The organism is Idiomarina xiamenensis 10-D-4, assembly GCF_000299895.1.
GTDB classification, from domain to species: Bacteria; Pseudomonadota; Gammaproteobacteria; order Enterobacterales; family Alteromonadaceae; genus Idiomarina; species Idiomarina xiamenensis.
This window is the reverse complement of sequence record NZ_AMRG01000009.1, coordinates 1-12,485: the sequence shown is the minus strand read 5'-3', so window position 1 is coordinate 12,485 and position 12,485 is coordinate 1. Positions and strand designations below refer to the sequence as shown.

The window sequence follows — 12,485 nt, the reverse complement described above, 5'->3', positions numbered from 1 at the left end:
TTGTTTTAAGAAAGTCATGACAAGGATTGAGCAAAAACATGTCAGCTAAAAAACGCGGTTTAGGACGCGGCTTAGATGCCCTTTTAACCAACAGCCAACAGCGTCAGTCGGCTAGCGACGATGCCAGTGGTAAACAGCCAGCGGTAAAAGGCGAGCTGCAGAAACTGCCGGTCGAGCAGCTGACTCCGGGCAAATATCAACCGCGTAAAGACATGTCGCCCGAGGCGTTAGAAGATTTAGCCGCATCGGTAAAAGCGCAAGGTATTATCCAACCTATCGTGGTTCGCAAATTGGGCGCCGACAGTTTCGAAATCATCGCCGGCGAACGGCGTTGGCGTGCGGCACAACTGGCCAAGCTCAGTGATGTGCCGTGTTTGGTCAAAGACGTACCCGACGAAGCGGCAATCGCGATTGCCCTGATCGAGAATATCCAGCGTGAAGATTTAAATGCGATGGAAGAAGCGATTGCCTTGCAACGCTTGTTAGACGAATTTCAAATGACCCACCAGGATGTCGCCTCGGCGGTCGGTAAGTCGCGGACTACGGTGACCAACTTATTGCGTTTAAATAACTTAGAAAGTGATGTTAAAACGTTGCTGGAACGTGGCGACATCGATTTGGGCCACGCCAAATTATTGTTAGCGCTACAGGGCGACCAGCAGCGTGATGTTGCACACACCATCGCGGCTAAAGAACTGACCGTACGTGAAGCCGAAAAACTGGTAAGACGTACGCTTGAACCACCCAAAGACACCCCCAAAGCCGAGCCAGACCCCAATATCCAACACCTCGAGCAAAACCTTAGCGATAAGCTAGGTGCCCGGGTCGCGATTAATCATGGTCGCAAAGGGCAAGGCAAGCTGGTCATCAGTTACACCAGTCTGGATGAACTTGATGGCATTCTGTCGCACATAAAATAATCAACCTCAGCAGAGACTTAGGGCTTGTTAACGAATTGTTGAACGCCCGACTTTCGCTTGCTGGGCGCCGATTTCGTTTGCATTTACGAGACAAATCTTTATACTAGCGCGAGTTTTTTAGTATGCCCTTTACGTGGGCGTCAACCGTGGGTAATTCGCCTTGTCTAACGCCATGAATGTGACGGGAAAACAACTTGCTCGGCGATTATTACGGGTACAAATTTTAGCCACATTGCTGACCGCGCTATTGTTTTTGGTCGTGAAAGACAGCTTCAGCGCTTTAGCAGCAATTGTTGGCGGCTTGATCAGCGTGGTGCCAAATATGGTCTTTGCCGCATTTGCGTTTGCTTATGCTGGCGCGCGTTCGAGCCAACAAGTGGTAAGAAGTTTTTTTGCCGGTGAAGGGTTAAAAATTATCCTCACGGCTGGATTATTTGCTGCCGTTTTAAGCCTGCTTGCGCTGCCATTAGCGCCTTTATTTAGCGGCTTTGTTGCAGCGCTGGCCATGCAGTGGCTAGCACCGATTTTACTTTTAAAATCAACGTAAATTGGGAAACACTATGGTAAGTGGAGAGCAAACCGCTACTGAGTATATCAAGCACCATTTGCAAAATGGTCAGATAGGCTCAGGGTTTTGGACCTGGAATGTCGACACGATTGTGTGGTCGGTATTGCTAGGTGTCCTTTTCTTATGGTCGTTCCGTGCCGTGGCAAAGAAAGCCAGTACCGGTGTACCGGGCAAGTGGCAATGCTTTGTCGAAATGATTGTCGAGTTTGTCGACAAGAGCGTGCGTGAGTCCTTCCATGGTAAAGACAAACTGATTGCGCCGTTGGCGTTAACCATTTTTGTCTGGATCTTCTTGATGAACCTGATGGATTTGATCCCCGTTGACTGGTTGCCGTCGGCTGCCATGTACGGTGCTTATTGGTTAGGTTTTGTCGACGATCCGCACGATGTTTACATGAAAGTGGTACCGACCACCGACCTGAATACGACATTCGCTTTAAGCTTAAGTGTCTTTGCCCTGATCATTATTTACTCGATCAAGTACAAAGGTTTAAAAGGTTTCACCAAAGAAATGACCTTAACGCCATTTAACCATTGGGCATTGGCGCCGGTTAACTTAGTGCTAGAAAGCATTACCTTGTTAGCCAAACCGGCATCGTTAGCGTTGCGATTATTCGGTAACCTTTACGCCGGTGAATTGATCTTTATTTTGATTGCCATGATGGGGCTGTTCCAGTTACCAGCGCACTTTATCTGGGCGGCGTTCCACATCATAGTTATTACTTTGCAGGCATTTATTTTTATGATGTTGACCATTGTTTATCTAAGCATGGCTTCATCTGAGCATTAATCCTTTTTAACTTTTATTTTTTAACTTTAATCTACTGAAAAACTGGAGAAATCAATGGAAACTGTAGTTGCTTTTACTGCTATCGCTGTTGCAATCATGATCGGTCTGGCTGCTTTAGGTACCGCGTTAGGTTTCGGTATGCTGGGTGGTAAGTTCCTAGAAGCAGCAGCTCGTCAGCCAGAACTGGCACCTCAGCTGCAGGTTAAAATGTTCATCGTTGCAGGTCTTATCGATGCTATCGCGATGATCGGTGTTGCTGTTGCATTGTTATTCACTTTCGCAAACCCGTTCTTAACTCAGGTAGCAGGCTAATTGCGATTCGACGGTCACCAACGTAAAGGAGGTCCGTTGTGGATATCAACGCTACTCTTATAGGTCAAACGATCGCGTTTATCGTGTTCGTGTGGTTCTGCATGAAATTCGTGTGGCCACCGATCATCAACGCTATCGAAGAGCGTCAGAAAAAAATTGCTGATGGCCTGTCTGCGGGCGAACGTGCCCAAAAAGACTATGAAAAGGCCCAGCAGGAAATCGCTGAACAGCTGAAAGAAGCTAAACAACAGGCTGCTGAGATCATCGAGCAGGCGAAAAAGCGTGGCAACACCATCGTTGAAGAAGAAATTCAACGCGGTCACGAGGAGCGCGAGAAAGTCGTTGCTGCTGGTCACGCTGAAGTTGAAGCTGAACGCAACCGTATTCGTGAAGAATTACGCAAGCAAGTGGCTGTTCTGGCAATCGCTGGCGCAGAAAAAATCATTGAGCGTGAAATTGATAAAAGCGCTCACAGTGACATTGTTGAAAAACTGGTCGCTGATCTGTAATCGAGGGGTTTGCGCATATGTCAGATTTGACTACGGTCGCTCGCCCCTATGCAAAAGCAGCTTTTGATTTTGCAATAGAGCACAGCGCAGTAGAACAGTGGAGTGACATGATAGCTTTTGCTGCCGCGGTAGCTAAAGACGACACCATGGTCGCTTTTCTGAAAAGCGCTGCCGCTGCTGATAAGGTCGCCGAGGTATTCCTCGGCGTCTGCGAAGAACAACTGGACGCTCACGCGCAGAACTTCATTCGCGTCATGGCCGACAACGATCGGCTGCTGGCCTTACCGGCGGTGGACACTTTATATCAGACGTTTCGTGCCGAGTATGAGCGCGAAGTTACGGTTGATGTGACGTCGGCAGTGAAACTGCTGAAAGCACAACAAACGGCTATTTCAAAAGCTTTGGAACAGCGTCTGCAACGCAAAATTAAGCTGAATTGCAGTGTGGATTCGTCGATTGTCGGCGGTTTAGTCATTAAAGCCGGTGATACCGTGATTGACGGCACCGTGCGCGGCAAGCTTGAACGTCTTGCCCATGCACTGCAATCCTAATGGGGACTTGAGCATGCAACTGAATTCAAATGAAATCGCAGAACTGATCAAAAAACGTATTGAGAAGTTCGACGTAAGCAGTGAAGCTCGTAACGAAGGCACCATCGTGTCTGTTACCGACGGTATCATTCGCATCAACGGCTTAGCCGATTGTATGCAAGGCGAAATGATTGAATTACCGGGTAACCGTTACGCTATCGCTTTGAACCTGGAACGCGACTCTGTCGGCGCCGTTGTTATGGGCCCGTACGCAGATTTGCAAGAAGGCGACAAAGTTCAAACAACGGGTCGTATCCTAGAAGTGCCAGTAGGTCGTAACCTGCTGGGCCGTGTGGTTAACACGCTGGGTGAGCCGATTGACGGTAAAGGTCCTATCGAAGCCGAAGGCCGTGAACCTATCGAGAAAATCGCCCCCGGCGTTATCGATCGTCAATCTGTCGACCAGCCGGTACAAACCGGTTATAAGTCTATCGATGCGATGATCCCAATCGGTCGTGGTCAGCGTGAGTTGATCATCGGTGACCGTCAGACCGGTAAAACCGCATTGGCTGTTGATGCCATCATCAACCAAAAAGACTCGGGTATTAAGTGTGTGTACGTGGCTATCGGCCAGAAAGCGTCGACTATCGCTCAGGTAGTACGCAAGCTGGAAGAGCACGGCGCACTGGAAAACACTATCGTGGTTGCCGCTTCGGCGTCAGAATCAGCCGCGCTGCAATATCTGTCAGCATATGCCGGTTGTACCATGGGTGAATTCTTCCGTGACCGCGGTGAAGATGCGTTAATCGTTTATGATGATTTGTCTAAGCAAGCCGTTGCTTATCGTCAAATTTCATTGCTGTTACGTCGTCCGCCAGGTCGTGAAGCTTATCCAGGTGATGTTTTCTATCTACATTCACGCTTACTAGAGCGTGCAGCGCGAGTTAACGCCGATTATGTAGAAAAATACACCAACGGTGAAGTGAAAGGTCAAACCGGTTCATTGACCGCATTACCGATCATCGAAACTCAAGCTGGTGACGTATCGGCATTCGTACCGACCAACGTTATCTCGATCACCGACGGTCAGATTTTCTTAGAAACTGACTTGTTTAACTCAGGTATTCGTCCTGCGGTTAACGCTGGTATCTCGGTATCGCGTGTAGGTGGTGCGGCACAGACTAAAGTCATCAAGAAATTGGGTGGCGGTATTCGTTTGGCCTTGGCTCAGTATCGTGAATTGGCGGCCTTCGCGCAATTTGCCTCTGACCTTGACGAAGCGACTCGTGCGCAGTTAGAGCATGGTCAGCGCGTAACCGAACTGATGAAGCAAAAACAATTTGAGCCGATGAGCGTTGCCGATATGGCGGTGTCTATCTTCTCGGTTGAGAAAGGCTTCTTGAAAGACGTTGCGCAAGACAAGATCGGCGATTTTGAAGCGTCATTGCTGGCTTATATGAACAGCGAGCAAAAAGACCTGATGGCCGAGATTAATAAAACCGGTAACTATAACGACGACATCGAAACCAAATTGAAAGCGGCGCTTGAAAAATTCAAGCAGACGCAATCGTGGTAACAGTCGGTGGCCGCTGTGTTAGCGGCCATTTGTCGTTGAGTTAACAGGAGATTCGTCATGGCCGGCGGTAAAGAAATCAAAACGAAGATCGCGAGTATTGGTAATACTCAGAAGATCACCAGTGCGATGGAGATGGTTGCTGCGTCAAAAATGAAAAAGGCGCAGGAGCGTATGGCTGAAAGCCGTCCGTACTCCGACTCTATTCGCAAAGTGATTGGCCACGTGGCACGCGGCAACCTCGAATATCGCCATCCTTTTATGGAAGAGCGTGAGGTGAAGCGCGTCGGCTACATCATTATCTCTACCGATCGGGGCCTGTGTGGCGGCTTGAACGCCAACGAGTTCAAGCTCGTGGTAAAACACGCTAACGACTGGAAAGAGCAAGGTGTAGAAGCCGATTTTGCAGCCATTGGCAGCAAGGCGACATCATTTTTCAAACGTTTTGGTGGCAAATTACAGGCGCAAGTATCGGGCCTGGGTGACAAGCCATCGATTAGCCAAGTGACCGGCTCGGTGCAGGTCATGCTGCAAGCGTTTGAACAAGGCAATATTGACCGTTTGTATGTGGTTTACAACCGTTTTGTAAACACCATGAGTCAAAAACCTGTTGTGAATCAGTTATTACCGTTGCCAGCGGCAACGTCTGAGGATGAAGTTCAATCGGGTAGCTGGGACTACTTGTATGAACCTGATCCGCAATCGATTCTCGACACATTGATTCGTCGCTTCGTTGAAATGCAGGTATACCAAGGGGTTGTTGATAACGCAGCCAGTGAACAGGCAGCACGGATGGTAGCCATGAAGGCCGCTACCGATAATGCTGAAGATCTGATTGATCAGCTGCAACTGGTTTACAACAAAGCCCGTCAGGCAGCGATTACCCAAGAAATCTCGGAAATCGTTGCTGGTGCCGAAGCTGTATAACGGCAAGGTCCACAGAATTAAGAGTTAGAGGAAATATCATGAGTCAAGGTAAGGTCGTACAAATTATCGGCGCCGTGGTGGACTTTGAGTTCCCACAAAGTGCCGTGCCTAAAGTTTACGACGCACTGAAAGTGACCGATGGTGAACTTCAAGGCTTAGTACTTGAAGTACAACAACAGTTAGGTGGCGGTATTGTACGTGCCATCGCACTGGGTACAACCGACGGTTTACGTCGCGGTGCTTCTGCAGACAACACACGCGAACCGATTATGGTGCCAGTGGGTACTAAAACCCTGGGCCGTATCATGAACGTACTGGGTGAACCAATCGACGAAGCCGGCCCTATTGGCGCCGACGATCGGATGTCGATTCACCGTGCTGCGCCTAGCTACGAAGAGCAATCAAACACCAACGAACTGCTGGAAACCGGCATCAAGGTTATCGACCTGATTTGTCCGTTTGCCAAAGGTGGTAAAGTCGGTCTGTTTGGTGGTGCCGGTGTTGGTAAAACCGTTAACATGATGGAGCTTATCCGTAACATCGCTATCGAGCACAGCGGCTACTCAGTTTTCGCTGGTGTTGGTGAGCGTACGCGTGAGGGTAACGACTTCTATCACGAAATGAACGATTCTAACGTACTGGATAAAGTTGCGTTGGTTTACGGTCAGATGAACGAGCCTCCGGGTAACCGTTTGCGCGTTGCCTTGACCGGTTTGACCATGGCCGAGAAATTCCGTGACGAGGGTCGTGATGTATTGTTCTTCGTCGATAACATCTATCGTTACACCCTAGCCGGTACTGAGGTATCTGCATTGCTGGGTCGTATGCCTTCAGCGGTAGGTTATCAGCCTACTCTAGCGGAAGAGATGGGTGTGTTACAGGAACGTATCACCTCGACCAAAACCGGTTCAATCACGTCTATTCAGGCTGTATACGTGCCTGCCGATGACTTGACTGACCCGTCACCAGCAACCACCTTCGCGCACTTGGATTCAACCGTTACGTTGAGCCGTGATATCGCTTCTTTGGGTATTTACCCAGCGGTTGACCCATTAAGCTCAACCTCGCGTCAGTTAGACCCATTAGTGGTTGGTGAAGAGCACTACAACGTTGCACGTGGCGTACAGACTGTGTTGCAGCGTTACAAAGAGCTGAAAGACATCATCGCTATCTTGGGTATGGACGAACTGTCAGAAGAAGACAAACTGACCGTATCACGTGCTCGTAAAATCCAGCGTTTCTTGTCACAACCTTTCTTCGTTGCCGAAGTATTTACCGGTGCGCCGGGCAAATATGTCTCGCTGAAAGATACCATTAATGGTTTTAGTGGCATCTTAAATGGCGACTATGACGACTTGCCTGAGCAAGCGTTCTACATGGTTGGTAGCATCGAAGAGGCTGCTGAGAAAGCCAAAAACCTGTAAGCACTTAGGAGGTTTGCATGGCGGCTAAAACGGTACAGCTTGAGGTAGTCAGCGCCGAGGCAAAATTGTTCTCGGGCAAAGTGGCTACCGTGCAAGTTACGGGTAGCGAGGGTGAGCTGGGTATTTACCCAGGTCACGCGCCATTATTAACCAAGATCAAACCGGGTATGGTGCGCTTGGTTAAAGAAGACGGTGCTGAGCAGTTAATGTATGTGGCTGGTGGTGTGTTGGAAGTTCAACCCCATAACGTCACGGTACTGGCCGATGTCGCGGTACGCGCCAACGAGCTAGACGAAGAGCAAGCGCTGGCCGCTAAAAAGCGTGCCGAAGAAGCGATTGCCGATTCGTCTACCGACTTGAGCTATGCCGAAGCGGCTGCCGAGCTGGCACGTGCATTGGCGCAGCTAGAAGTGTTGCGTAAATTGCGTCGCTAAAACGACAGTATCCGTAAAGTAAACGAAAAGGCCCATTGGCAACGCCAGTGGGCCTTTCTTTTTGCCTGCAAATGTTACCGAAAACCGTTAGAATGGCGGACACTAACAATCTTTACATTTGTATAAAACAACCAGTTGAGAATCTAGCATGACATTACGCGTCGTCATATTAGCCGCCGGCAAAGGCACCCGCATGCGTTCGGCGTTACCGAAAGTGTTGCACCCGGTCGCCCAAAAACCGATGGTTGAGCATGTTATCGACTGTGCCAGCAGTCTCAATGCCGATGCCATTCATGTGGTATATGGCCACGGTGGTGAGCAATTAAAACAAGCGCTGCAACATCACCGCCTAAATTGGGTTGAGCAAAGCCAACAGTTGGGTACCGGCCATGCCGTGCAGCAAGTGCAAGATTACATTCAGCCTCAGGATCGGGTGTTGGTGTTATACGGCGATGTGCCGTTGATCCGCAGTGAAACCTTGCAGCAGTTATTGCAACAGGCGCAGCAGTCAGCGCTGGCGTTATTAACCGTGACGCTGCCCGACGCGACTGGCTATGGTCGTATCGTGCGCAATAAGGCCGGTGCGATTGAGGGGATTGTCGAGCAAAAAGACGCCAATGCCGAGCAACTACAAATTCGCGAAGCTAATACCGGTATTTTGGTGGCTTCGGGGCAGTATTTAAAGCGTTGGTTAGCCAAGTTGTCGAATGACAACGCGCAAAACGAATATTACTTAACCGATATTGTCGCCATGGCCGCCGGTGAAGGCGTTAAAATTGCAAGTTGCCAACCGCAGCAAGCCAGCGAAGTCGAGGGCGCTAATAATCGCGTGCAGTTAGCCGCTTTAGAGCGGGCTTATCAGTTACGTCAAGCCGAACAGTTGATGCTCGCTGGCGCCACCCTACTAGACCCAGCCCGTATCGACATTCGCGGGCGCGTGCGTTGCGGTGAAGACGTGGTCATCGATGCCAACGTTACTTTTGAGGGTGATGTGGAACTTGGTGATGGCGTGGTTATCGAAGCTAACGTGGTGTTAAAAGACTGTCGCATTGGCAGTGGTAGTCGGGTCCGGGCGTTTTCTCACATTGAAGGGGCTAGCCTGGGCGAAACGGTTAACGTTGGACCGTACGCGCGCTTACGGCCCGGCGCTGAACTAGCCGATGGCGTACAAGTTGGCAACTTCGTGGAAATTAAGAAAACGCGCATGGGTGCGGGCAGCAAAGCCAGCCACCTAACCTACTTAGGCGACGCCAACATCGGTGCCGAGGTGAATATTGGTGCGGGCACCATTACTTGCAATTATGATGGCGTGAACAAATTTGTTACCGACATCGCTGATGGCGCTTTTATCGGTTCAAACAGCTCGTTGGTGGCACCGGTTAGCATTGGTCAGCAAGCGACCGTGGGCGCCGGTTCAACCATCACCCGCGACGTCGCTGACGGTGAACTGGCGGTGGCACGCGCTAAACAGCGCAATATCAGTGGATGGCAACGTCCACAAAAGCAAAAATAAACCAAGATAGGACAAGTCATTTATGTGCGGAATTGTGGGAGCTACCTCAGAGCGTCGTATTAGCAGTATTTTGCTTGAGGGCTTAAAGCGCCTGGAATATCGGGGTTACGATTCAGCCGGTATTGCCGTGATTGATGCCAACGGACAATTGGACAGCCTGCGTCGGGTGGGTAAAGTGCAAGCCTTAGTTGATGCGCAAGCCAGCGCTGGCACCAACGGTACTATCGGCATTGCACACACGCGTTGGGCAACTCACGGCGGCGTTACTGAGTGTAACGCGCATCCGCACATGTCGGGTAGCGAATTAGCGGTGGTGCATAACGGTATTATCGAGAACCACGAGCACTTGCGTGAGTTTTTAAAAGCCGAGGGATATCAGTTTGATTCGCAAACCGATACCGAAGTGATTGCTCACCTAATTCATCATGAACGAAAAACTTGTGGCAGCCTGTTGGAAGCCGTGAAAGCGGCGGTGCGACAATTGCACGGTGCCTACGGCATGGTTGCTATGGATACCCGTGAGCCAGAAACACTGGTGGTCGCACGTTCGGGTAGTCCGCTGGTGATCGGTATGGGGTTGGGCGAGAACTTTGTTGCTTCTGACCAATTAGCCTTACTGCCGGTCACGCATCGTTTTATGTACCTTGAAGAGGGCGATGTTGCGGAAATTACTCGTACGCAAATTCGTATTTATGACCAGCAAGACAACTTAGTTGAGCGTGAGCAGCATGAATCGGATGTGACATACGACGCTGGTGGCAAAGGTCAGTATCGTCACTTCATGTTGAAAGAAATTCACGAACAGCCGATTGCTATTCGCAATGTACTCGAGGGGCGCTTGACTACCGACAGTATTGCTAGCGACACTTTTGGTCAGGGCGCGGAAGACATTTTAAAAGACATTGAGCATGTGCAAATTGTCGCCTGTGGCACCAGCTACCATGCCGCCATGGTGGCGCGCTACTGGTTAGAGTCACAAGCCAATGTGTCCTGTAACGTCGAAATTGCGTCCGAATTCCGCTACCGCAAATCGTTTGTGCATCCAAACAGCTTGTTAGTCACTATCTCGCAAAGCGGCGAGACTGCCGATACATTGGCGGCGTTGCGGTTATCAAAAGAGCTGGGTTACCGGGCAAGCCTGACCATTTGTAACGTTGGCTCGTCGTCGATGGTACGCGAGTCGGATATGGCGTTTTTGACCCGCGCCGGTGCCGAAATTGGCGTCGCCTCAACCAAGGCTTTTACCACTCAGTTAACCGGTTTATTGATGCTGGTGCTGGCGATTGGTAAACACCGTGGTATGAGCGCCGATAAGCAAGCCGAAATTGTCGCCGCGATGAAGTCACTACCGGCCAAAATTGAGGAAGCGCTGGCGCTGGAAGAGGCCATCGAAACCTTGGCATCGGACTTCGCTAATAAAGATCATAGCCTGTTTTTGGGACGTGGTGACCAGTATCCGATTGCCATGGAAGGGGCGCTCAAGCTAAAAGAGATTTCGTACATTCACGCCGAGGCCTATGCCGCCGGAGAGCTTAAGCACGGCCCGCTGGCGTTGATTGACGAAGATATGCCGGTGATTGTAGTGGCACCGAACAATGAGCTGCTAGAAAAGCTGAAATCGAATATTGAAGAAGTGCGCGCGCGCGGTGGCATCATGTACGTGTTTGCCGACAAAAACGCGCATTTCGGCAGTGACGACTCGCTGCACGTGCTCGACGTCGCCCACTGCGACCCGCTTATCGCCCCCATCATCTACACCGTACCGCTACAATTGTTGTCGTACTACGTCGCCATCATCAAAGGCACCGACGTCGACCAACCGCGGAACCTGGCGAAGTCAGTTACCGTAGAGTGATAAGAAAGGGCCGCAAGGCCCTTTTTGTAACGTAGTAATAAAGTTTCATACCTAGTAATAAAGAATCATACTTGAGAATAAAGTCTCATACTAAAATCCTTGCTACAAATCGCACTCCGGTTTGGGTGGGGATTTTTTGTTTGAGAGGTAACTTTTTATCCAGATCCATTGTGCGTAGCAGTTTAACCAATGAATTAATTGATAGGTGATTAAAGTCTAGGCAGTATAGGTTTTACATCTAAAAATTATTTTCAGACATTAAGGAAATACATATGGAATTTGATAATAGGTATTTTGTTCATCAAGGAAGAGAATATGAAATACGAATTATGGCTGATGAAAACAGAATAAAAGTGAAGGCATTTTTAGATGGGAAGCCTGCTAATGGATACTCATATATGGTTGAAGATCTTACTCAGAGAGATGCAGCAATCGAAGGTGGAATTGATCCACTTAAAGCTTTAGTTGATACGGCGCAAAGAGATGTGGAGAACGGTGTTTGGGAACAGTATCAGGCAGTGATAAAGAGTCGTACTCAATAACTTCACCTGGACCTTCTCTATGGATCAATTTGATGAAACTTTAAGAAAAGCTACAGCTAATTTGAAGGAGAATTACTTTCAGCTCCCAATAGCTGGTTCCGAAAAAGTAACGTACCGAGAGAGAGTTTACTGTTACGAGTTATATCACCAAATGAGAGTTCATTGGCCTAAGGAGTCGATGTACTCGCTATGTGGTGAAATTGATAAAGGTGGTCATCCCTTAGTTCGTGGTAATGGACTAGATAACTTAAAGCCTGATTTTTTAGTTCATGTTCCAGGTACGATGGATGAAAACTATTTAGTGATGGAAGTAAAGCCTGGAAACTGTTCATCAAAAGGCATAGCTAAAGACATTGAAACATTGAATGCGTTTGTTCAACACGCAAACTATCAGCGCGCCATTCTTCTGATTTATGGAACCACACTTGATAATTTATCAAAAAGGGTTCAAAACGAATTGCAAAGAGCAAACGGTGAAGTAGAAATATGGACTCATAATACTTGTCTTTTTAGCGCAAGTCGGGAAGGTTAAGCTTTTAACGACTAAATTTTGAGTTCCTTTTTAAAACGGACACTCATTAGTTAAGC

The 12,485-nt window shown here is 49.0% G+C and carries 14 protein-coding genes; all 14 read left to right on the top strand.

Annotated elements, in window-relative coordinates; translation table 11 throughout:
• The first annotated feature begins 38 nt into the window (after positions 1 to 38).
• The 14 genes from A10D4_RS07880 (at position 39) to A10D4_RS07815 (ending at position 12,429) form a co-directional block, all read left to right on the top strand.
• Positions 39 to 920, top strand: a complete 882-nt coding sequence (locus tag A10D4_RS07880) for a ParB/RepB/Spo0J family partition protein (protein WP_008488827.1) — start codon at positions 39 to 41, stop codon at positions 918 to 920.
• Between the two features lie 160 nt (positions 921 to 1,080).
• Positions 1,081 to 1,467 (top strand): ATP synthase subunit I, encoded by a 387-nt coding sequence (locus tag A10D4_RS07875; protein WP_156812109.1) that lies wholly within the window; start codon positions 1,081 to 1,083, stop codon positions 1,465 to 1,467.
• 13 nt (positions 1,468 to 1,480) lie between these two features.
• A complete protein-coding gene (atpB, locus tag A10D4_RS07870; RefSeq protein WP_008488824.1) occupies positions 1,481 to 2,278 on the top strand; it encodes a F0F1 ATP synthase subunit A in 798 nt (265 codons plus the stop codon).
• 54 nt (positions 2,279 to 2,332) lie between these two features.
• On the top strand, positions 2,333 to 2,590 hold the full coding sequence (atpE, locus tag A10D4_RS07865; protein ID WP_008488823.1) for a F0F1 ATP synthase subunit C: 258 nt from the start codon (positions 2,333 to 2,335) through the stop codon (positions 2,588 to 2,590).
• 38 nt (positions 2,591 to 2,628) lie between these two features.
• Positions 2,629 to 3,099, top strand: coding sequence for a F0F1 ATP synthase subunit B (gene atpF, locus A10D4_RS07860; protein ID WP_008488822.1), 471 nt, complete (start codon positions 2,629 to 2,631; stop codon positions 3,097 to 3,099).
• Between the two features lie 17 nt (positions 3,100 to 3,116).
• Positions 3,117 to 3,650 (top strand): F0F1 ATP synthase subunit delta, encoded by a 534-nt coding sequence (gene atpH / locus A10D4_RS07855; RefSeq protein ID WP_008488821.1) that lies wholly within the window; start codon positions 3,117 to 3,119, stop codon positions 3,648 to 3,650.
• A 13-nt stretch (positions 3,651 to 3,663) separates the two neighbouring features.
• Entirely contained in the window at positions 3,664 to 5,205 is a 1,542-nt protein-coding gene (atpA, locus tag A10D4_RS07850; protein WP_008488820.1) for a F0F1 ATP synthase subunit alpha, read from the top strand.
• A gap of 57 nt (positions 5,206 to 5,262) precedes the next feature.
• Positions 5,263 to 6,129, top strand: a complete 867-nt coding sequence (gene atpG, locus A10D4_RS07845) for a F0F1 ATP synthase subunit gamma (RefSeq protein WP_008488819.1) — start codon at positions 5,263 to 5,265, stop codon at positions 6,127 to 6,129.
• A 38-nt stretch (positions 6,130 to 6,167) separates the two neighbouring features.
• The gene (gene atpD, locus A10D4_RS07840; RefSeq protein ID WP_008488817.1) at positions 6,168 to 7,553 is read left to right on the top strand and encodes a F0F1 ATP synthase subunit beta; all 1,386 of its coding nucleotides are present in this window, start codon (positions 6,168 to 6,170) and stop codon (positions 7,551 to 7,553) included.
• A gap of 17 nt (positions 7,554 to 7,570) precedes the next feature.
• Complete coding sequence (locus A10D4_RS07835; RefSeq protein ID WP_008488816.1) at positions 7,571 to 7,987, top strand: F0F1 ATP synthase subunit epsilon; 417 nt, start codon at positions 7,571 to 7,573, stop codon at positions 7,985 to 7,987.
• Between the two features lie 148 nt (positions 7,988 to 8,135).
• Positions 8,136 to 9,500, top strand: a complete 1,365-nt coding sequence (gene glmU / locus A10D4_RS07830; protein WP_008488815.1) for a bifunctional UDP-N-acetylglucosamine diphosphorylase/glucosamine-1-phosphate N-acetyltransferase GlmU — start codon at positions 8,136 to 8,138, stop codon at positions 9,498 to 9,500.
• Positions 9,501 to 9,522: 22 nt separating this feature from the next.
• On the top strand, positions 9,523 to 11,355 hold the full coding sequence (gene glmS / locus A10D4_RS07825; protein ID WP_008488814.1) for a glutamine--fructose-6-phosphate transaminase (isomerizing): 1,833 nt from the start codon (positions 9,523 to 9,525) through the stop codon (positions 11,353 to 11,355).
• Between the two features lie 272 nt (positions 11,356 to 11,627).
• Positions 11,628 to 11,897, top strand: coding sequence for a hypothetical protein (locus A10D4_RS07820; RefSeq protein ID WP_008488813.1), 270 nt, complete (start codon positions 11,628 to 11,630; stop codon positions 11,895 to 11,897).
• 19 nt (positions 11,898 to 11,916) lie between these two features.
• Complete coding sequence (locus tag A10D4_RS07815; RefSeq protein WP_008488812.1) at positions 11,917 to 12,429, top strand: hypothetical protein; 513 nt, start codon at positions 11,917 to 11,919, stop codon at positions 12,427 to 12,429.
• Positions 12,430 to 12,485 lie beyond the last annotated feature (56 nt).